The sequence below is a fragment of the Corallococcus sp. RDP092CA genome, from assembly GCF_041903675.1.
GTDB lineage: Bacteria > Myxococcota > Myxococcia > Myxococcales > Myxococcaceae > Corallococcus.
This window is the reverse complement of the sequence record NZ_JAYESI010000020.1, coordinates 35380-57095: the sequence shown is the minus strand read 5'-3', so window position 1 is coordinate 57095 and position 21716 is coordinate 35380. Positions and strand designations below refer to the sequence as shown.

Genomic DNA, 21716 nt, shown 5'->3' with positions numbered 1-21716 from the left:
TCGGCTTTCACGGCGCTCTCCCGTCCGCAGGGCGGCCGGGCGCCAAGCACTTTTTAGGAGGGGTATCAAGCCGGTGCTACGCTGGCGCCCTCTCCGATGGAGTTACGCATGGCGAAGGGCAAACTGGCACTCGGGCTGGATATCGGGTCGACGTCGATCAAGATGATCATGCTCAAGGAGCAGCGCAAGCGCGGTGAAGTCGGCTACGCGCTCCAGAGCTTCGGAATGAAGCCGCTGCCTCCCGAGGCCATCGTGGACGGCGCGTTGATGAACTCCACGGCCATCGTGCAGGCCGTCCAGGAGCTGATGTCCGAGCTGAAGGTCAAGGGCAAGGACGTCGCCATCGGCGTGTCCGGTCACTCGGTCATCATCAAGAAGATCCAGATGCCCCGCATGAGCCAGGAAGAGCTCGAGGAGAGCATCCAGTGGGAGGCGGAGCAGTACATCCCCTTCGACGTGAAGGACGTGAACATCGACACGCAGATCCTGGATGGCGGGGGCAACGACGCCACTGGCCAGATGGACGTCCTGCTCGTCGCCGCCAAGAAGGACATGATCAACGACTACACCACCGTGGTCTCCGAGGCGGGCCTCGCGCCGGTGGTGGTGGACGTGGACGCGTTCGCCGTCCAGAACATGTTCTCCACGAACTACGAGCTGCCGGACAAGGAGACCGTCGTCCTCATCAACGCCGGCGCCTCCGTGGTGAACATCAACATCATCGCCAACGGCGTCACCGTCTTCACCCGTGACGTGACCATCGGCGGCAACCAGTTCACCGAAGAGATCCAGAAGCAGCTCAACGTCTCCTACGAGGAGGCGGAGGCGCTGAAGATCGGCGGCAACCGCGCGGACGCGGACGCCGTCGTTCCCCAGGACGTGGAGCGCGTCCTCTCCAGCGTGGCGGAGCAGGTGGCCGGCGAGATCCAGCGCTCGCTGGACTTCTACGCGGGCACCGCCGCGGACTCGAACTTCACCAAGGTCTACCTGTCCGGCGGCACCGCGAAGATCCCCGCCCTGTTCAAGACCATCGAGGCTCGGACCGGCGTGCCGGTGGAGATCCTCAACCCGTTCCGGAAGATTGAAGTGGACAACCGCAAGTTCGACCCCGCGTTCATCATGGACGTGGCGCCCATGGCCGCGGTGGCAGTGGGACTGGCGCTCCGGCGCCCGGGCGACAAGCTGGGCTGATACCGCTCTGGCCACGAGGAACTCACGCACATGATGATCCGAATCAACCTGCTGCCCGTCCGGGCGGTGAAGAAGCGGGAGATGGGCCGGCAGATCCTGGCCATCTACGCCGTAGCGCTGCTGCTGGCGGTGGGCGGCAACTACTTCTGGTTCAAGAACCGCAACGACGAACTGGACAGGGCCAAGCAGGGCATCGCCCAGACGCGCGCGAAGATCGCGGAGCTGGAGAAGGTCATCGGCGAGGTGACCAACATCAACGCCCGCAAGAAGGAAGTGGAGGGCAAGCTCGCGGTGCTGGACTCCCTGCGCAAGGGCCGCAGCGGGCCGGTGCGCATGCTGGACGCGTTGTCCTCCGCGATGCCCAAGAAGGTCTGGCTCAAGGACTTCGTCGAGTCCTCCAACAAAGTCACCATCAACGGCTCCGCCGTCAGCCACGACGAGGTCGCGGAGCTGATGCGCGGTCTGGGCGGCATGGTGTGGACGCCCAAGGGCATGGGGCGCCTGGTGGATCAGGCCCGCGGCGCCGCCAAGACGTCGCGCGTGGAGCTCTTCAACACGGAGACCGCGAGCGTGGAGGAGTTCTCCGCGAGCGACATCAAGCCCTTCTTCGGCAACATCGAACTGACCAACGCCGTGCAGTCCAAGACCACCCAGGCCGGCGCCCCGACGTTCGTCGATTTCAAGCTCACCCTCACCGCCAACTACGCCATCTGATTGGCGGCGAAGGACCCCTGTCATGGAAAAATACCTGGATCAGCTCGCGAAGGCCCCCCCCGCTGCGAAGTTCGGCGGGCTCGTGGCCCTCGTCGTCCTCTTGACCGTGGCCAACTTCTTCTCGTTCATCCAGCCCACGGAAGAGGAGATCGTGCGCAAGAACTCGGATCGCCGGAAGCTGGACCTGGAGCTCGCGGAGAAGAGCGAGATCGCCCAGAACCTCAACGAGCGCCGCCGTGAGATGGACGTGCTCGAGCAGAAGCTGGCGGAGGCCCTCACGGAGCTGCCGGAGCGGCGCGACATGGAGGAGCTGCTCGCGCAGATCAACGACATCGGCAAGAAGTCCGGTCTGGAGATCTCCCGCGTGGAGCCCGACAAGGAGTACGTCAGCGGCAACGAGTTCTTCGCGCGCATCCCCATCAAGATGACGGTGAGCGGCAACTACCATGAGATCGCCATGTTCCTGCAGGAGATGGCGAACATGCGACGCATCGTGAACGTCAACAACATCAAGCTCGATGGCGCGACACTGAAGAACGAGAAGGTGGTCCTCCAGAGCAGCTTCCTGGCGACGACGTTCCGGTTCGTCGACACGAAGGCCGCAGACACGAAGGCCACCGACAAGAAGAAGCGCAACTAGAAACTTGATCCGCCCGGCAACAGGGGCGACAAGGGATGACGCGGATGAAGACGTTCAAGTCCACGATGACCGCTGCGGTGATGGCGCTGACCCTGTCTGCTTGTTCGGACACGCCCAAGGCCCCACCACCTGCTCCCCCCCAGGCCGCCGCCCCCGCGCCGGCCCCGGTGGAGGAGAAGACCGAGGCGTCGGCGGCGCCAACGTTCGTCTACACCTACAGTCCGGTGGGCAAGCGGGACCCGTTCCGCAGCCCGCTGGAGGAGCTCGGGCCGGTGGCGCGCGACGCACCGGAGCGGACGTGCAACGAACCCCTGTGCGTGTTCGACCTCGACCAGCTCAAACTGGTGGCGGTCGTCACCGGGGATGCCAGCCCGCTGGCGATGGTCGAGGACCCCCTGGGTCGCGGCCACATCGTCCGGCGCAACACCCGCGTGGGGCGCCAGGGCGGCAAGGTCACACAGATTCTCCGGGACTCGGTCACCGTCACCGAGGTCTTCACGGGGGCCAAGGGCGAGCTCATCAGCAATCCGGTGAGCCTGCAGCTCAAGGCGGATGGCGCGAAGGACCCCGCCTACAACCTGATGACGGGCAAGAACTGGGAGTAGCGCCCCACGGCGCGCCGGCGGGCAGATGTGGCCCGCTTCCAACTTGTTGAGGGGACGCATGCTCGAGCAGAGCGCTGTGACGAGGGGCAAGTGGATCATGGCGGCCGCATGGGCGGTCGTCCTGGCAAGCGCCAAGGTGTACGGCGCGGATCTCAATACGCTGAAGGACCTGCAGGTGACTCGGACAGGAGCCGGCGCCCAGGTCGTGGTGACCGGGAACCGGCCGCCCACCTTCACCGTCTTCCGGCTCAGCGGGCCGGAGCGGCTGGTGGTGGACCTGTCGTCCGCGGACGCCACCGGCATCAAGGGGCACCACGACGGCACCGGTCCGGTGTCCGGCGTGGTCGCCGCCCAGTTCTCCGACGCGCGCGCCAGCGTGGGCCGCGTGCTGGTGGCGCTCGACCAGGCCTCCCAGTACGACGTCCGCGCGGAGGGCAACCGCGTGGTCATCTCCGTGGACGGCTCGCCGACGGCCCCCGCCGCCGCGACCGCCCAGGCGCCGCAGGCTCCGGTGGAAGCGAAGCCCTCGGAGCCCGCGCCGAAGCCCTCCGTCGCCGCCGCGCCCGTGAAGGACACGTCCGCGCCGGTGGAGGCGATGGTGGCGGTGGTGCCGGAGGCGGGGACCTCCTCCAAGGCGGCCCCGTCCCAGGCGCCGGGCCGTGAGAACGTGGTCGCCACGGAGGCGGATGAGCGCGAGGTGGCCCACCCGGCCCAGCGCATCACCCGGCTCGCGCTGGACGGGGACGCGCTGCGCGTCACCACCGACGGTGAGATCGCCCGCTACGAGGTCCTGGAGCTGGTGGACCCGCCGCGCCTGGCCGTGGACGTGTACGGCGTGGGCCTGAGCGCGAAGGCGCCCAAGATGAAGGGCAACCTGCTCAAGGACGTGCGCGTGGGCGCGCACGAGGACAAGGTGCGCCTGGTCCTCGTGGCCAAGGGCGACATGCCCGCCTACCGCGTGGACCGCGCCGAGCGCGGCCTTGATGTGGTGCTGGGCGGCGCGGTGGCGCGCAAGCCCAAGCCGTCCCAGCCCCGCGACGCGGTGGCGGAGACGGAGCCCCTGCGCCCGCAGCCCCTGCCCGTGGAGACGGCGAAGCCGCAGCCCGCCGTGGCGCAGGCCGCGCCGCAGCCGGCGGTGGTGGAGGTCAAGGACCTGTCCTTCGACGAGAGCCCCTCGGGCGGCCGCGTGCAGCTGAAGCTGTCCGGCGCGACGGCGTGGAAGGTGGACCGGCCGGATCCGCGCAGCGCGGTGCTGACGCTGGAGAACGCGCGGCTGCCCAAGAAGCTGGAGCGCAGCCTGGACACCAGCGCGCTGGATACGCCGGTGAAGATGATCAGCGCCTTCAGCGTGCCGGGTGAGGGCCGCAAGGTGCGCCTGGTGGTCGCCGCGGACGGCGCCATCGAGGAGAACGTCACCCAGGGCGCCAACAGCCTGAGCTGGCGGCTGGACGTGCAGGGCGTGAAGACGGAGGAGGTGGCCGTCACCCAGCGCACCGCCGGCTTCACGGCGGAGGCCCCGGCCTACGCGGCGGAGGGCGCGCCCCAGCAGGCGCGCTACCGCGGCAAGCGCGTGTCCTTCGAGTTCAAGGACATCGACATCCAGAACCTGCTGCGCGTCATCGCGGAGATCTCCAAGCGCAACATCGTGGTGGCAGACGACGTGTCGGGCCGCGTGACCATCCGCCTGCGCAACGTGCCCTGGGACCAGGCGCTGGACCTCATCCTGCGCACCAAGCAGCTGGGCCAGGAGCAGGTGGGCAACATCATCCGCATCGCGCCGCTGAAGACCCTGGAAGAGGAGGCGCGGCTGCGCCAGGAGCGCAAGAAGTCGCTGCAGCAGCAGGAGGACCTGCTGGTCAGCCTGGTGCCGGTGAACTACGCGGTGGCCGGTGACATGTCGGCGCGCGTGAAGGACGTGCTCAGCGACCGCGGCTCGGTGACGGTGGACACGCGCACCAACGTGCTCATCATCAAGGACATCCGCTCCAACACGGAGAAGGCGCGCGCCCTGGTGCGCAGCCTGGACACGCAGACGCCGCAGGTCCTCATCGAGAGCCGCATCGTGGAGGCGAGCACCACCTTCAGCCGCGCCCTGGGCGTGCAGTGGGGCGGTCAGACGCGGTTCTCCACGGCGACCGGAAACCCCACCGGCCTCATCTTCCCCAGCACCGTCGGCGTGACGGGCGGCGCGGGTGGCACGTCGCCGGGCGTTCCCGCCCAGCCCAACTTCGCGGTGAACCTGCCGGCGGCGGTGGGCCAGGGCCTCGGTGGTGCCATGGGCTTCGCCTTCGGCTCCGCGGGCGGCGCCGTGCAGCTCAACCTGCGCCTGTCCGCGGCGGAGACGGAGGGCGCGGTGAAGACCATCTCGTCGCCCAAGGTCACCACGCTGGACAACAACACGGCACGCATCAGCCAGGGTCTCTCCATCCCGTTCAGCCAGACGTCGGCTGGCGGCGTGAACACGACCTTCGTGGAGGCGCGCCTGTCGCTGGAGGTCACGCCGCACATCACCCAGGACGGCAGCATCCTCATGTCCATCGCGGCGCAGAACAACCAGCCGGATCCGTCCAACACGGGGGCCAACGGCCAGCCGTCCATCCAGCGCAAGGAGGCCAACACCCAGGTGCTGGTGAAGGATGGAGACACGACGGTCATTGGCGGCATCTACGTGCGTCGAGGCAGCACCTCGCGCGACGCGGTGCCCTTCCTGTCGCGGATTCCCGTGCTCGGCTTCTTCTTCAAGAGCACCTCTGAGACGGATGAGCGTCAGGAGCTGCTCATCTTCATCACGCCCCGCATCCTCAACCGGCAGACCATCGCGCAGAGCCTCTGAGCTGCATCGCGCCCTGATTGGGAGAGACCATTCCAATGAAGCCCTTCATCATCGCGGCGGCCCTGTCGCTCGGGCTCTGCTCGTGCACCGAGAGTACCCCCGTCGTCCAGATCACCAGCCTCAAGCTGCCCAGCGCGACATGCGAGGTCCAGCTCACCGCGCCGGGCATCGCGCGCGGCTCACTCAACGTCGGGGTTGGCCGTAGCTACGTGCTGGCCTTCCTCGTGAACAACACGTACCTCCAGACGGGCATCGAGATCGGCGACAGCCCCCTGGAGCCGGGCGACGGCACGGGGGGGGCTGGCACCGCGTTCATCAAGTCGCTGCGGCTGTCCTACGCGACGTCTCCGAACCTCAGCCTCCCCGATGGAGTGGTGAACTACACAGCGGGCCTGTCTCCCTCCAGCGAGGACAACATCCTCGTGGCCAACCTGCTGACTGCGGAGGCCGCGCAGAAGCTCGCGGACAACGTGGCGGCTGGTGAGGACGTCGAGGTGAGCGTCACCGCCCAGTTCGCCGGGGAGTTCAGCGCGAGTGGAAAGAAGTTCGAGACCAACGAGGTCGTCTATTCGTTCCGCGTCTTCAATGCTCCCGTGACCATCCCCGCCTGCGAGCCCGATGAAGTTCCCGACCCCGTGGCCCCCTGCGGCCAGGCCGGCGGACAGGATGGCATCTACCCCAAGTGCCAGTAGCTCCGGCACCCGTCACCCCGCGCAGGGAGGACCATGTCTTTTCGCACGCACCTTGAAGCGGTGGTGAACCAGGTGGACGGAGCCCTCGCGTGCAGCGTGATGGGCTTCGACGGCATCTCCGTGGAGACGTTCCAGAAGGACGAAGCCACGGAGCTGGACGTCTCCGGCACCTGGGTGGAGTACGCCAACCTGCTCACGCAGTTGAAGCACGCGGCCGAGTCGCTGAAGACGGGCACCGTCACCGAGGTGTCCGTCAACAGCGAGAAGGTCCTCACCGTCATGCGCCTGCTGACGCCGGAATACTTCCTCGTGCTGGCCCTGCGCGCGGACGGGAACTTCGGCAAGGGGCGCTATGTCCTGCGCGTCACCGCGCCGAACGTGAAGGCGGAGTTGTAGCAGCGCACGTCCGCTCGGGCAGGGGCTTGTCGAGCCTGCCCGGCGACGCAGCGTGCCTCCGCTTTCCTCTTTGCAGGAACCAGGGCATGGGCTAGACACCCCGGACTTTCGTCTTTACGTCTGTCTGAAGGAGTCGGTCCCATGGCCGGTTTTGTCGATACGTCCGAGTTCCGCAATGGTTTGAAGATCTTGTGGGAGGACCGGCCGTTCGTCATCGAGTACTTCCAGCACGTCAAGCCGGGCAAGGGCTCTTCCTTCACGCGCACGAAGATCCGCAGCCTGCTCGACGGTCGCGTCCTGGAGCCCACGCTGAAGTCCGGCGACAAGGTGGGCGTCCCCGACATCGAGTCCAAGGACATGCAGTTCCTGTACGTCCAGGGCGACGAGTACCACTTCATGGAGAAGAAGACCTTCGAGCAGACCTTCCTGACCAAGGAGGGCCTGGGCGAGGCGGCCAACTTCCTGAAGGAGAACCTGGACGTCGAGATCCTCTTCTGGAACGGCAAGGCCATCAACGTGACGCTGCCGAACTCCGTGGACCTCAAGGTCACCAAGTGTGACCCGGGCGTGCGCGGCGACACCGTGTCCGGCGCCATGAAGCCCGCGACGCTGGAGACCGGCTTCACCGTGAACGTGCCCCTGTTCATCAACGAGGGCGACATCCTGAAGATCGACACGCGTGAAGGTGGCAAGTACCTCACCCGCGTGGCCACCGCGGGCTAGCAGCGGCTTCCCATCACCTGACGACCCGGGAGGGGTCTGAATGGCAACGAAGCGCAAGGCAACCCGGCCGGCTGTGTCCTCGGGCGCGGCCTCCGGGCGGGATTCGGGCAGCACGACCCTGGACGTGGACGCCCTCCGGCAGATCGTCGAGATCCTGGAGGCCTCTGACGTCACCCGGCTGGTGTGGACGAAGGGCCCGGAGAAGCTCTACATCCGCCGCGGTCACGCGCCGGAGACGACCATCGTCCACCACACGGCGTCGTCCGGCCCCGGGGTGACGGTGTCGCCGCCGGTGGAGTATGCCGCGCCGGCCGCGCCCCGCCCGCCCCCCGCCGCGCCCGCGGCCGCCGCTGCGGCGCCGGAGAAGCCCGCGGAGAAGCCGGGCCACCTGGTGAACAGCCCCTTCGTGGGGACGTTCTACCGGACCCCCGCGCCGGATCAGCCCCCGTTCGTGGACGTGGGCACGGTGGTGCGCAAGGGCCAGGTGCTCTGCATCGTGGAAGCGATGAAGTTGATGAACGAAATCGAGTCCGAGGTCGCCGGCCGCATCGCCGAGGTCCTCGTGGAGAACGGTCGCCCGGTGGAGTTCGGCCAGGCGCTGTTCCGCATCGAGCCGGCCTGAGTCTCTCTTTGTCAGGCGCGTCCGGCCCTCCCGGGCGGGGCGCGCCTCAAGGCCCTCGCGAAGGAGCACGGCCGTGTTCAAGAAGGTCCTGGTCGCCAACCGCGGGGAGATTGCCCTGCGGGTCATCCGCGCATGCCGTGAGCTGGGCATCGCCACCGTGGCGGTGCACTCCACCGCCGACGCCAACGCGCTGCACGTGCGCTTCGCGGACGAGGCCGTCTGCATCGGGCCGCCTCCGTCCAAGGAGAGCTACCTCAACGTGCCGCAGCTGCTCTCCGCAGCGGAGATCACGCGCGCGGACGCCATCCACCCGGGCTACGGCTTCCTGTCGGAGAACGCCGAGTTCGCGGAGGTCTGCGAGAACTGCAAGATCCGCTTCATCGGCCCGCGTCCGGAGATGCTGCGGCTGATGGGCAACAAGGTGAGCGCGCGCGCCGCGGCCCGCGAGGCGGGCATGCCGCTGCTCCCGGGCAGCCCCGGCACGGTGAAGGATCCGCGCGAGGCGGAGGCGTTCGCGAAGGAGATCGGCTTCCCGGTCATCCTGAAGGCGGCGGCGGGCGGCGGCGGCAAGGGCATGAAGATCGTCCGCGAGCCGGGCGTGCTCGCGCAGGCGTTCTCCACCGCGCAGGCGGAGGCGCTGGCCTCCTTCAACAACGGCGACCTCTACATCGAGCGGTACGTGGAGAAGCCGCGCCACATCGAGATCCAGATCGTCGCGGACGAGCACGGGAACATCATCCACCTCAACGAGCGTGAGTGCTCCGTGCAGCGCCGGCACCAGAAGCTCATCGAGGAGAGCCCGTCGCCCGCGCTCACGCCGGAGCTGCGCCAGCGCATGGGCGAGGTGTCCGTCGCCGCGATGAAGAAGCTCCGTTACAACAACGTGGGCACCATCGAGTACCTGCTCGACGAGCGCGGCGAGTTCTACTTCATGGAGATGAACACGCGCATCCAGGTGGAGCACCCCGTGACGGAGCTGGTCATGGGCGTGGACCTGGTCCGTGAGCAGATCCGCATGGCCTACGGGCACCCCCTGCGCTTCAAGCAGGAGGACATCCAGATCCGCGGGCACGCCATCGAGTGCCGCGTGAACGCGGAGGACCCCGTCACCTTCGCGCCGTGGCCGGGGAAGATCACCGGCTACAGCGTGCCGGGTGGCTATGGCGTGCGCGTGGACTCGGCCGCGTACGAGAACTACACGGTGCTGCCGCACTACGACAGCCTGCTGTCGAAGCTCATCGTGCACGCGGAGGACCGCGAGACGGCCATCCGCCGCATGCAGCGCGCGCTCTCCGAGTACGTCGTGGAGGGGATCCGCACCAACATCCCGTTCCACCGGGCCGCACTGGCGGAGGAGTCCTTCCAGGAGGGCAATTACGACACCCGCTTCGTGGAGCGCCTGCTGGCGAGCGAGACGGGGTCGCGCCGCCTCAAGAAGGCCGTGGAAGAGACGCCGTAGCGCTCGTGGCGAAGTCGTGGAAAGCCCGCCGGGCGGACGAGCGTCCAGGCGGGTGATCCAGCCCTGGGGGAGGGCAGGCTGTTTCTTGACCCGCATCGGAGGATTCCGTTAGCCTCCGAACCTCCCCCCCAGAGAAGGACTGAAACCCGCGAAGTTCCTCGGGGTTTCTGCCTGCCGGAAGCGCACGCTCGATGGACAAGAACAAGATCATCGAAGCCGCCGCGAAGCTGGTCGCGAAGGGCGCGTACGACAAAGCCATCAAGGAGTATCAGAAGGTCCTGGAGGTCGACCCCAAGGACATCCGGGTCCTCCAGAAGATGGGGGAGCTGTACCAGAAGAAGAACGACAACGCGCAGGCGGCGCACTTCTTCATCAAGGTCGCGGAGAGCTACTCCTCGGACGGCTTCTTCCTCAAGGCCGTCGCCCTCTACAAGCAGGTCCTCAAGCTCAACCCGAACCTGCTGGAGGTGAACCTCAAGCTGGCGGAGCTGCACCAGCAGCTGGGGTTGATGTCGGAGGCGATGGCGTACTTCCAGATCGTCGCCAATCACTACGACAAGGCGGGCGACACCAAGTCGAGCCTCGATACGCTCAAGAAGATGGTGGATCTCGACCCCGAGAACGTGGCGTCGAAGATCAAGCTCGCGGAGCTGTACGCGCGCGAGAGCATGACGCAGGAAGCGGCGCAGGAGTTCAAGCGCGCCGCGGAGTACCTCAAGCGCAACGCCCGCGCGGATGACTGGCTGCGCGTCGCCGAGCGCCTCTCCGCGCTGGAGCCGGACAACCTCCCGCTCGCGAAGGAGCTGGCCGCGTCGTACCTGCAGCGCGGTGATCAGAAGCGCGCGCTCGCCAAGCTCCAGGTGTGCTTCAAGGCGGATGGCCGCGACGTGGAGACGCTGACGCTCCTGGCCCAGGCGTTCCAGGGGCTGGGCCAGGTCTCCAAGACGGTGTCCGTCTACAAGGAGCTCGCGAAGATCCACCAGGAGCGCGGCCGCACCGCCGAAGCGGACGGGGTGTGGACGCAGATCGAGCTGCTGGACCCGCAGGACCCGGATCTGCTCGCGCGCCGGGGGCCCGTGGCCGCGCCGGAGCCGGAGCCCGCGCCCGTCGCCGTGCACGCCCCCATCGAGGAGGCCGCGCCCGCATGGAGCGCGCCGGCCCCCGCGGCGCCGCCCCCGTCCCGTCCCGCGCCGCCCGCGGCCGTGGTGCCCCCCCCGCCCGCGGGCTTGAGCCGCGAGCAGCTGTCCAAGCTGCTGACGGAGACGGACGTCTACGTGAAGTACGGGCTCCACGACAAAGCGCTGGAGCACCTGCGCAAGGTCTTCTCCGTGGATCCGGAGAACCTGGACGCGCACGAGAAGGCGTACCACATCTACGTGGCGGCCAATAACGCCGCGCAGGCGTCGGAGCAGCTGCTGAACGTGCTGCGCCTGTGCACGCGCCGCGCGGACGTGCAGCGCGCGCAGCCCTACCTGGCCACCATCCTCCAGGAGGATCCGGGGCATCCGGAGGTGCCCGCCTTCCTGTCCGTGCTCCGCTCGGAAGGCGGCATCATGGCGCCGGCGGTGACGCCGGGCGTGGAGTCGCTGGAGGAGGACGCCATCCTGGTGGACTCCAACGACGACGAGATCCTCGTCGCGGATCCACCGGAGGACGCGCTCGCGCAGCCCGTGGGGGATGAGCTGGCGCTCGCGGCGCTGAGCCACGGGGGCGACTCGGACGAGATCGTCGACGACGAGGTCGCGGAGGCCACGTTGAGCGGCGAGGAAGCCGTGATGGGCGAGCCCATCAGCTCCGCCGAGAACACCGTCTACGACCTGCCGGCCCAGGACGGCCTGGTGATGGGGGCCGACGAGGACTCGCTGGTGCTCGCGGACGAGCCGGGCCTGGGCGGCCTGGAGGCCTCCGACGACGAGCCGCTGGTCGCGCAGGACGACGCGCTGGAGTATGCGGGCGGAGACGAGCCCATGGTGCTCGCGGACGACGCGGGCGGCATGTCCCTGGGGGATGAGGACGAGCCGCAGCCCACGCGCGTGCTGTCCCCGACGCGCGCGCTGCTGGACGAGGCCGCGCCGGACACGCTCCAACTGCCGGCCCTGGTCGACGCCGGCGACGAAGCGCTGCTGGACCCCGGCATGGCGCTGGGCGAGGACAACGACGCGCCCACGCGCGTGGGGCTCGCGCCGCTGGATGCGTCCGCGCTGGACGACGCCGGCCTCGACGAGAGCTTCACCACGCCAGCGGAAGAGGCGCCCTCATACGATGGCGGCGTGTCGCTGGGCGACGAGGACGACGACGAGCCCACCGCCGCGCACATGGTGCTCCCGTCGATGGAGTCGCTCTCCTACGACGAGCCCCAGGTCGAGGAGCCCACGCCGGAGCCTGAGCCGGAGCCCGTGGCGGTCGAGGCCGAGCCGGACGCCGAGCCCGAGGAGGAGCCCGCCTCCGAGGAGTGCGACGAGGCGTCGTTCTTCCTGGACCAGGGGCTCTTGGAAGAGGCGCGCGAAATCCTGGAGACGGTGGCCATCGCGTTCCCGGGCCACGTGCGCGCCTCCGAGCTGATGGCGCGGCTGGAGGAGATGGAGGCCGGCGGTGGCGCGGCCTCCGCGGACGACGCGCCTTCCGAGCCGATGCACGTGCCCTCCGTGCAGCCCGTGACGGACGCGTCGGTCGACGACGACGCCGGTGGCGGCGACGCGTTCGACCTGGCGGCGCAGCTGGCCGGCGAGCTGGACGACCTGGGGGGCGAGTCGCTGGCGGCGGTGCCTCCGGCGGAGGAGGACTTCCAGTACTCGGTGGACGAGGTCTTCGCCGAGTTCAAGAAGGGCCTCGCCAAGGTGGTGAAGCCCGAGGACGTGGACACGCACTACGACCTGGGCATCGCCTACAAGGAGATGGGCCTCCTGGACGACGCCGTCCACGAGTTCGACGTGGCCCGCCAGGGCTGCGCGGGCACCCCGCGCGAGCTGGACTGCCTGACCATGATTGGCATGCTGCACACGCTGCGCGGCAGGCCGGACGAGTCCGTGACCGTGTTCAAGGAAGGCCTCGCCAACGTGCTCGCGACGGGCGAGGTGGCCAAGGCGCTGGGCTTCGAGCTGGCGACCGCCTACGACGCGCTCAACGAGCAGGGCAAGGCGCTCTTCCACTTCCAGCGTGTGGCCGCCATGGACGCGAAGTATCGCGACGTGGGGGCGCAGGTGACGCGCCTGTCGGCGGTGACCGCCCCGGAAGAGGACCCGCTGCCTCGCGCCGGCAAGGGCCCCGCGACGCCGGTTCCCACCGCGGGCGCGCCGAAGGCTCGTAAAGTAGGGTACGTGTAGCGCGTCCCCACGAGGCCCGGCGAGCGATGACGACCTACCTCGATTTCTTCGAACTCACCCAGGAGCCGTTCTCCAACGCTCCGGTGAGCCGCTTCTATTACAACTCCGCGCAGCACTCGCAGGCCCTCACCCGGCTGATGCACGCCGTGGGCTACATGAAGGGCCTGTCCATCCTCATCGGCGACATCGGCGCGGGCAAGACGACGCTCGCCCGGCGCATGCTCGACTCGCTTCCGGAGTCCGAGTACGAGGCCGCGCTGCTCGTCATCATCCACTCGGGCATCACCGCCCAGTGGCTGCTGCGCCGCATCGCGCTCCAACTGGGCGTGGAGAACCCCGCGCAGGAGAAGCTGGCGCTCCTGTCGCAGCTCTACCAGCGGCTGCTGCAGATCTACGAGTCCGGCAAGAAGGCCGTCGTCCTCATCGACGAGGCGCAGATGCTGGAGACGCGCGAGCTGATGGAGGAGTTCCGGGGGCTGCTGAACCTGGAGGTGCCCGAGCGCAAGCTCATCTCCTTCGTCTTCTTCGGCCTACCGGAGATCGAGAAGAACCTGAAGCTGGATCCGCCGCTCGCCCAGCGCGTGGCGCTCCGCTACAAGCTGGAGCCCTTCACGGCGGAGTCCACGGAGGCCTACGTGAAGCACCGGCTGCGGCTCGCCGGCTGCCCGCGCATGCCCTTCACGCCGGAGGCGCTGCTCGCCGTGCACGAGCACTCCGGCGGCACCCCGCGCGTCATCAACACCCTGTGCGACAACGCGCTCTTCGAGGCGTTCCTCGCGCGCTCGGAGACCATCAGCGCGGAGCTGGTGCACCGCATCGGCGACAACCTGGGGCTCCAGGGCGGCTCGGCCGCCTCCCAGGCGAGCGAGCGGCCGAGCGCGCCCGCCACGTCGCTGCCCCGGACGGCGAACACGAAGATCGACCTGGCGGAGATCGACCGCTACCTCGAGGGACTCGGTAAGCTCTAGCGGCTTGTCCATCCCCAGCCGCAACGGTGCGCGCAAGGCGCTCTTGTTGGTGCTCCTCGTGATTTCGGGGAGCGTCTTCCTGTTGCGTCAGCCGTTCACCTGGGACGCCGCCTGCACCGTGGCGCGCAGGCACCTGCCGGACCTGCTGGGCGTGGACGTGGGCATCGGCCGGTGCGAGCTGGATCCGCTGGGCTCGCGCGTGGTGCTGCACGGCGTGTCGGTGTTCGCGCGCGGGACGGACACGCCGCTGTTCGCCGCGGACGAGGCGGAGGTGGCGCTGGGCTTCCTGTCGCCCCTGTCCCGCCGCCTCATGCTGGGCCAGGTGCGCGTGCGCCATCCTCGCGTGGTGCTGGACCTGTCGCGGCCTTCCTCCAGCCCCCCTTCCGCCGACGGCACGTGCCCGCTCACGCCGCTGACGCGCGTGGGCGTGGGGCGCGTGGACATCACCGGCGCGGCGGTGCGCCTCGCGCTGCCGGACGGGCGGGGCGTGGAGGTGGAGAGCCTGGACGTGGGGTGGGTGGAGCGCTGGGGCGTGATGGAGCTGGAGGTGGGCGCGCGGCGGGGCCTGGTGCGCCTGGGGCCGGGCGGCGGCGAGCTGACGCTGGGGAAGCTGGGCTTCACCGGCGCGCTGGACCCGGACGAGGGCCTCCTGGACGTGGAGCGCGCGGAGGTGACGCTCGATGACATCACCGCCACGGTGTCCGGCCGCGTGGAGACGCTGTGCCACCCGGTGCTCGCGCTGGACGCGCAGGTGTTCCTGCCGCTGCGCACGCTGTCGCAGGCGAGGCTCTTGCCGCGTCCGGCCACGGGGCACCTGTGGACGCGCCTGTCCGTCACCGGGAAGCCGTCCGCGCTCGTGGTGGGCGCGGACCTGTCCGCGAGCAACCTGGCCTATGAGCAGTACGGCCCGGTGAGCCTCAACGCGCGCCTGTCCTACGCGGGGGACCACGTGCGCGTGGAGTCGCTGGAGGCCCCGCTGGGCACCGGCAAGGTGAAGCTGTCGGGCGCGCTGCGGCTCACGCCGGAGCTGCCGGTGGACGTGACGCTCCAGACGGAGGACGCGTCGTTCGGGCGCATCCTGGAGCGCGCGGGCGTGGCGGGCTCCTGGGTGGACTTCCCCGCGACGGCGAACGCGCACCTCAGCGGGACGCTGCTGCCCCGTCCGTCGCTGTCCGGGCCCCTGGACCTGCGCAGCGGCCGCTTCGTGCTGGCCACGCGCGCGTTTGATGCGCCGGTGAGCGCCGGCAAGACGCTGCTCACCTTCGAGCGGGGCCGCGCGCAGACGGCCGTGAAGCTGACGGGGGACCGCGTGTCCTTCACCCGGCTCACCGTGGAGTCCGGCCGCTCGCGCGTGCACGGCGACGTGACGCTCTACTTCGACACCGTGCGCGGCCTGGACATCCAGGGCAACGGCGAGCTGGAGCTGTCGGACTTCGGCCACATCGCGGAGCTGCCGTGGTCCGGGAAGGGCTCCGCGAACTACTCCATCGTGGGGCCGTACTCGGACGTGAAGGTGGACGCGAGCCTGTCCCTGCGCGACTTCACCTTCTGGGGCTTCGGCCTGGGCGTGACGCAGGCGAAGCTGTCGTACTCGGATGGGCTGCTGTCCTTCCCGTCGCTCACCGGCCAGAAGGGGCGCACGCAGTACTTCGGCAAGGCGGCGCTCACCTTCGCGCGCCTCCTGCACCTGCGCCTGGACGTCACCGTGCCGCAGGGGCGCACCGAGGACCTGGTGGACGTGGTGGCGGGCCTGAGCCCGTCCATCGCCGTGGTGCAGGGCCAGTTCGCCGGCGCGGCCTCCGGACGCGTCGAAATCGACAGCCCCCTGGAGAAGCTGGAGGGGCTGGTGGCCTTCGACCTGCGCGACACCACGTACCTGGGGCGCCGGCTGGGCGCGGGCTCCGCGCGGCTGCGCTTCGTGGACGGCAAGGCGATGGTGCTGGAGCGCACCGTGCTGGACGGCCGCCTGGGGCGCACGTGGGTGGAGGGCACCTTCGGCTTCGCGGGCACGCTGGACTACCGCTTCGGTGGAGAGAACCTGTCGCTGTCGGAGGCCGTGGGCCCGGAGACCGCGGAGCGGATGGGCATCCAGGGCACGCTCGCGCTCCAGGGGACCGTGGCGGGCTCGGCGGACAAGCCGGACATCCAGGCCACGCTGCGGGGGCCGCGCATCACCTTCGCGTCGCGCGACCTGGGCGCCATGGACCTCGCGCTGCACCAGGAGGGCAAGCAGCTGCGCGTCACCGGCCGCCCGTTCCGCGACGCGCAGGGCTTCCTGAACATGACGGTGAAGGAGCCCTACCTCTTCGAGTCCACCGTGGACCTGCTGCTGCCGGAGATCAGGCCGCTCCTGCCGCAGGTGCCGGCGCTGGCGGGCGTCACCGGCATGCTCGCGGGGCGCGTGACGCTGCAGGGGCCGCTGCTGCAGCCGGAGGGCTACCAGGTGGGGGCCACGGTGCGGGAGCTGTCGCTCGCGCGGGGCGACCTGCGCGGCCGCAACCAGGGGCCGCTGGTGCTGACGTACCTCAACGGCCGGCTGGACGTGCAGCCGTTCCGCTTCAGCGGCGCGTCGGTGGACTTCACGCTGGGCGGCTGGGTGAGCCCGCGCGCCATGAACATGAGCCTGCGCGAGGGGCGCATGGACGTGCGGCTCCTGGAGCCGCTGTTGCCCGGCATGGAGCGCGTGGGGGGCCAGCTGCGCGTGGACGCGGAGGCGACGGGCTCGCTGGACGCGCCGTCGGTGGTGGGCAGCGCGGAGCTGTCCGACGTGCGCCTGTCCATGCGGGACCTGCCGCTCACCGTGCGCGGCATGTCCGGGCGCCTGGAGCTGACGGGCCAGCGCGTGCTGCTGGAGCACCTGCAGGCCCAGGTGAACGAGGGCCAGGTGTCCGCGCGCGGCGACATCCGCCTGGAGCGCTTCGTCCCCAAGCGGCTGGCGCTGACGCTGCAACTGGACGCCGTGCCGTACCGGATGACGGAGGACCTGCCGCTCACGGTGTCCGGCCTGTTGCAGGTGGTGGGGCCGCCCACCGGGCCCACCGTCACGGGCGGGCTGGACATCATCAAGCTGCGCTACCAGAAGCCGCTCGACATCGAGGCGCTGCTCAAGACGATGCAGAAGAAGCCGCAGCTCGCGGTGGGCGGCGGAGGCGAGCGCGCGAGGGACCCGTTCTTCACCTGGGACGTCAACGTGCACTTCGGCGACGTGCGCGTGGACAACAACCTGGCCAAGGCGCGGCTGTTGGGCGACGTGCGGCTCACCGGCACGGACGTGAAGCCGGGGCTGCTCGGCCGCGTGGAGGCGGCCGAGGGCAGCCAGGCGTTCTTCCGCAACAACCTCTTCACCATCGACCAGGGGCAGCTGGAGTTCCGCGACGCGTCCGGCATCGACCCGGTCTTCGAGGTGCAGGCGCAGACGTCCGTGCGCGAGTTCGTGGTGAAGCTGCACGCCTTCGGCCGGCCGTCCAACCCGCTGGTGGTGCTGTCGTCGGAGCCGGTGCTCACGGAGGGTGACATCCTGTCCCTGCTGACACTGGGGGTGACGAGCGCGGACAAGGACACGGCGGCCTCGGCGAGCTACGGTCTGGCGGCGGAGGCCCTCTTCAACGTGTCGGGACTGGATCGGCAGGTGCGCCGGTTCCTGCCCAGCAACCCCGTCCTGCGCGACCTGTCCCTGCAGATCTCCACCACCTACAACGACGCCACCCGGCAGGCGGAGCCCACCGCACAACTGGAGTCGAAGTTCCTCTCCGAGCAGCTTAAAATCGGCATGACCCAGCCTGTGAGTGGGCGTGGCACCCGGGCACGCGCTGAGTACCGCTTCGACGACCGTCTTTCCGCACAGGCCCAGTGGGACAACGAGAACAGCCAGGCGTCGTTCGGAAACCTCGGGCTCGAGCTGAAGCTCGGCTGGGAGGTCGAGTAGCCGCGCTCGCCGCGGTGCTGCTCCTCGTCTGCGCGCGGCCCGCCCTCGCCGCTGCCCCGGACGACGGCGCGCCGGAGGTGGCGGCCGTGGAGTTGCACCTGCCGGAAGGTGTGGCCTCGGAGGGGCTCTCGGGGCTCGTGACGCTGCGCAAGGGGCAGGCGCTGACGCCCGGGGCGGTGCGCAAGTCGGTGGAGCGGCTCTTCGCCACGGGGCGCTTCGCGGACGTGGTGGCGCTCACGCAGGACGTGCCGGGCGGCGTGCGGCTGGTGTTCCAGCTCACGCCGCTGCCGCTCCTGTCGCACGTCGCGGTGAAGGGCAACCACGTCCTCACGTCCGGGGAGCTGCTGGACGCGAGCGGGCTGTTGCAGGGCGGGCCGTTGGATCCCGAGGAGCTGGACACGGCGGCGGCCGCCGTGCGCGAGGCGTACCAGCGCAAGGGCTACGACGCCGTCGACATCCAGGTGGAGGAGCGGCCGGTGCCTGCGGGCGGCGTGGCGGTGACGCTGGTGGTGGAGGAGGGCAAGCCCACCCGCGTGCGGCAGGTGACCTTCTCCGGCAGCCCCGCGCTGCCGCTGTCGCGCCTGGTGGAGGCGCTGGGGGTGAAGCCCGGGGAGGTGTTCGACCGGGCGAGGCTGGACGGCGGCCAGGAGCGGCTGCGGGCGCTCCTGCGCGAGGGCCAGCACTGGCGCGCCTGGGTGGGCTCGCCCGCCGTGGTGGTGGAGGACAGCGAGGCGTCCGTGGCGGTGCCGGTGTCGGCGGGGCCCGCGTTCCACCTGCGCTTCACGGGCAACCGCCGCTTCCCGGACGCGCTGCTGGCGCGGGTGATGGCCTACGACGGAGAGGAGGCGCTGGACGAGACCGTCTCCGCGCGGCTCGCCCGGCGGCTGGAGGCGTTCTACCGGCGGCGCGGCTTCCACGACGCGCGCGTGCGGGCGCGGGAGGTCCTCCGGCCGGACGGGGACGCGGCGGTGCTGGGCTTCCAGGTGGACGAGGGCGCCCCGCTGCGCGTGACGGACGTGCGCTTCCACGGCAACGCGGCGCTGTCGTCCGACGCGCTGCGCGCCATGCTCACCAACCAGGTGGCGGTGCTGGAGACCTGGCCGGAGCTGGACCTGCCCCTGCGCGAGGACCCGCTGGAGACGGAGGGGCGCGAGCGGCGCTTCGACGCGAGCGTGATGTCCCCGCCCGACCCGTCCACGGTCTACCTGGAGGACACGTGGCTGGAGGCCGCGGACGCGATGACGACGGCCTACCGCGAGCAGGGCTTCGCGTCCGCGCAGGTGGCCTTCCGGGGCCTCACGGTGGACGCGGTCCGCCACACGGCGGAGGCGGACTTCGACGTGGAGGAGGGCCCCCGGGCGCTGCTGCGCGAGCCCGTCTTCGTGGACATGCCGCCGGAGGTGAACCCGAACTGGGTGAAGCTGCTCCTGCCCACCGGGCAGCCGCTGAGCTTCGAGAAGGTGGACCAGGCGCAGGCCGCGCTGGAGCGGGGCCTGGGCCGCGAGGGCTACCTCTTCGCCCGGGTGAGCAACGCGGTGTCGGTGGAGCAGGGGGGCACGGCCGCGCAGGTGACCTTCCGCGCGGACGCGGGCCCTCGCGTGCGCGTGGGGCAGGTGCTGCTCCAGGGGCTGACGCGCTCGGATCCGGACGTGGTGCTGGCGCAGCTGGACCTGAAGCCCGGCGCGCCGCTGTCGGTGGAGGCGCTGGGAGAGGCGCAGCGCCGGCTGTCCCGGCTGGGGTTGTTCCGCCAGGCGGAGGTGTCCCTGGCGGACCCCAACCGCCGCGAAGCCTCCAAGGACGTGCTGGTGACGGTGCAGGAGCGTCCGCGCATCGACGGTGAGGTGTCCGGCGGCTACTTCCTGGTGGACGGCCCCCGCATCACGCTGGACACGACGTGGCGCAACCTGGACGGCCGGGGGCTCAACCTGCTGGCGCGCGGCAAGGTGAACTACGCGGGCGCGAGCGCGGAGGCGCTGTCGTCGTCGCGGCTTCCGGCCGGGTGCTCCACCGGGGAGCTGTCCGGCGAGGCGTGCGAGTCCGACCTGTCCGGCTTCAGCGGCCTGGGCGGGCGCGGCAACCTGGCGCTGTCCCAGCCCCGGCTGTCCTTCCTGGCGCCGCAGGAGATTGGCGCGCGGATGGACCTCATCGTCGAGCGCGTGCACCGGCCGTCGTACCTGTCCACGCGGTTCGCGGCGGTGGCGGGCGCGGACTGGGCGCTGGCGTCGTGGGTCAGCGTGTCGCTCCAGTACGAGCTGGAGAACAACCGGCTGCGCTCGCGCGCGGGCGTGCTGGAGCTGGTCAACCGCGCGGACCAGGAGCGCCTGCGCTATCCGTATGGCGACTTCACGCTGCACTCGCTGCGCCCGTCGCTGACGTTGGACTTCCGCGACGACCCGGCGAACCCCCGGCGCGGCATGGTGCTCAGCAGCAGCGTGGAGTTCATGCGCGGCATCAGCGTCCACCCCACGGACGTCGCGGGCAACCGCGTGCCGGAGTTCCCCATCGACGGCGTGAAGCTGTCCGGCAGCGTGAGCGCGTACGCGCCGCTGGGCCGCCGCGCGAGCGTGGCGGTGAGCGCGCGCGCGGGCACCATCCTCCCGCTGACGCAGGGGGCGCAGAACATCGGGTCCAAGCTGTTCTACCTGGGCGGCTCCTCCAGCCTCCGGGGCTTCCGCGAGGACGGCGTGCTGCCGCAGGACGTGCGCGAGGTGCTGCACCAGCGGCTGGCCGCGTGCCGCGCGGTCATCTCGCCCGCGGGGTGCTCGGACGACCTGAAGGCGGTGCTCGCGGGGCAGGTGCCGGCCAGCCAGGGCGGTGAGCTCTACACGCTGGGCAAGGCGGAGCTGCGCGTGCCGGCCATCGCGGCGGTGGACCTGGGGCTGTTCTTCGAGGCGGGCAACCTGTGGCAGGACCGCACGCTGTTCGACCCGGGCGTGCTGCGCTACGCGGCGGGCGTGGGCCTGCGCTACGTGACGCCCGTGGGCCCGCTGGCCTTCGACGTGGGCTTCAACCTGGACCGCGACGAGGCGCTCAACGAGGCGCCCACGCAGTTCCACTTCAGCATCGGGACGTTCTGACCGGAGGCCTTCGCCCATGCGGACCCTGCGTGCACGCCGTGGAGTGGCTGGGAGCGTGGCCTTGCTGGGCCTCGTGGCGCTCGCGTGTCAGCACGGCCCGGACGCGGACGCGAAGGCGCCGCGCCCCTCGTGGATGCCGCCGGAGGGCAGCTGTCCTCGCGGCGCGCAGCTCCAGATGGAGCGGCTGGGGCTGAAGGTGGGGGACCGCATCCCCGTCATCGTGGACAGCATCCAGGACCACCCGGGACCGGCCCGGTACAACTACAGCTTCGTCATCGCGCTGCCGCAGGGGGAAGGGGAGGCGAAGCTGCCGGGGGCGCGCATCGGCGGGCGGCTCTACGTGACGAAGCACCGCGTGTTCGGCCGGTACGACCGCATCTTCACCCCGGAGAGCGGCGCCACGTCGGTGCCCTTCTGCGGCGTGCTGCTGGACTCGCGCTGGGACAGGGACGGCGAGGGGCTCATCGCGTACCCCAGCCCGATGAAGGGCTTCTCCGTCGTGCAGGACAACACCGGCGTCATCCAGGTGGTGGACCGCTACCCGTGAG

15 protein-coding genes are annotated in these 21716 nt (G+C 70.0%); all 15 read left to right on the top strand.

Features of this window, described 5'->3' with window-relative positions; all coding sequences use genetic code 11:
* The first annotated feature begins 108 nt into the window (after window positions 1-108).
* The 15 genes from pilM to U8525_RS21380 all read left to right on the top strand — a co-directional run bounded on the left by pilM (window position 109) and on the right by U8525_RS21380 (window position 21715).
* Window positions 109-1191, top strand: coding sequence for a type IV pilus assembly protein PilM (pilM, locus tag U8525_RS21450; RefSeq protein ID WP_014399064.1), 1083 nt, complete (start codon window positions 109-111; stop codon window positions 1189-1191).
* 30 nt (window positions 1192-1221) lie between these two features.
* Complete coding sequence (locus U8525_RS21445) at window positions 1222-1905, top strand: PilN domain-containing protein (protein ID WP_374268153.1); 684 nt, start codon at window positions 1222-1224, stop codon at window positions 1903-1905.
* Between the two features lie 22 nt (window positions 1906-1927).
* Window positions 1928-2545, top strand: a complete 618-nt coding sequence (locus U8525_RS21440) for a type 4a pilus biogenesis protein PilO (protein WP_374268152.1) — start codon at window positions 1928-1930, stop codon at window positions 2543-2545.
* 44 nt (window positions 2546-2589) lie between these two features.
* Window positions 2590-3150 (top strand): pilus assembly protein PilP, encoded by a 561-nt coding sequence (locus U8525_RS21435; protein ID WP_374268151.1) that lies wholly within the window; start codon window positions 2590-2592, stop codon window positions 3148-3150.
* 58 nt (window positions 3151-3208) lie between these two features.
* Complete coding sequence (pilQ, locus tag U8525_RS21430) at window positions 3209-5983, top strand: type IV pilus secretin PilQ (RefSeq protein ID WP_374268150.1); 2775 nt, start codon at window positions 3209-3211, stop codon at window positions 5981-5983.
* 35 nt (window positions 5984-6018) lie between these two features.
* Entirely contained in the window at window positions 6019-6675 is a 657-nt protein-coding gene (locus U8525_RS21425; protein ID WP_374268149.1) for a hypothetical protein, read from the top strand.
* Between the two features lie 33 nt (window positions 6676-6708).
* Window positions 6709-7071 carry a hypothetical protein gene (locus tag U8525_RS21420; protein WP_374268148.1) on the top strand — a complete coding sequence of 121 codons (363 nt, stop codon included), beginning with the start codon at window positions 6709-6711 and terminating at the stop codon, window positions 7069-7071.
* A 141-nt stretch (window positions 7072-7212) separates the two neighbouring features.
* Window positions 7213-7794, top strand: coding sequence for an elongation factor P (gene efp / locus U8525_RS21415; protein WP_374268147.1), 582 nt, complete (start codon window positions 7213-7215; stop codon window positions 7792-7794).
* 40 nt (window positions 7795-7834) lie between these two features.
* Complete coding sequence (gene accB / locus U8525_RS21410) at window positions 7835-8416, top strand: acetyl-CoA carboxylase biotin carboxyl carrier protein (RefSeq protein WP_374268146.1); 582 nt, start codon at window positions 7835-7837, stop codon at window positions 8414-8416.
* Between the two features lie 73 nt (window positions 8417-8489).
* Complete coding sequence (gene accC / locus U8525_RS21405) at window positions 8490-9875, top strand: acetyl-CoA carboxylase biotin carboxylase subunit (protein ID WP_374268145.1); 1386 nt, start codon at window positions 8490-8492, stop codon at window positions 9873-9875.
* Window positions 9876-10066: 191 nt separating this feature from the next.
* A complete protein-coding gene (locus U8525_RS21400; protein ID WP_374268144.1) occupies window positions 10067-13198 on the top strand; it encodes a tetratricopeptide repeat protein in 3132 nt (1043 codons plus the stop codon).
* Between the two features lie 26 nt (window positions 13199-13224).
* On the top strand, window positions 13225-14166 hold the full coding sequence (locus U8525_RS21395) for an ExeA family protein (RefSeq protein WP_374268143.1): 942 nt from the start codon (window positions 13225-13227) through the stop codon (window positions 14164-14166).
* Window positions 14167-14170: 4 nt separating this feature from the next.
* Window positions 14171-18091, top strand: a complete 3921-nt coding sequence (locus U8525_RS21390) for a translocation/assembly module TamB domain-containing protein (RefSeq protein ID WP_374268142.1) — start codon at window positions 14171-14173, stop codon at window positions 18089-18091.
* Window positions 18092-18105: 14 nt separating this feature from the next.
* A complete protein-coding gene (locus tag U8525_RS21385) occupies window positions 18106-21168 on the top strand; it encodes a POTRA domain-containing protein (RefSeq protein ID WP_374268141.1) in 3063 nt (1020 codons plus the stop codon).
* Between the two features lie 55 nt (window positions 21169-21223).
* On the top strand, window positions 21224-21715 hold the full coding sequence (locus tag U8525_RS21380) for a hypothetical protein (protein ID WP_374268140.1): 492 nt from the start codon (window positions 21224-21226) through the stop codon (window positions 21713-21715).
* The last annotated feature ends 1 nt before the right edge of the window (window position 21716 follow it).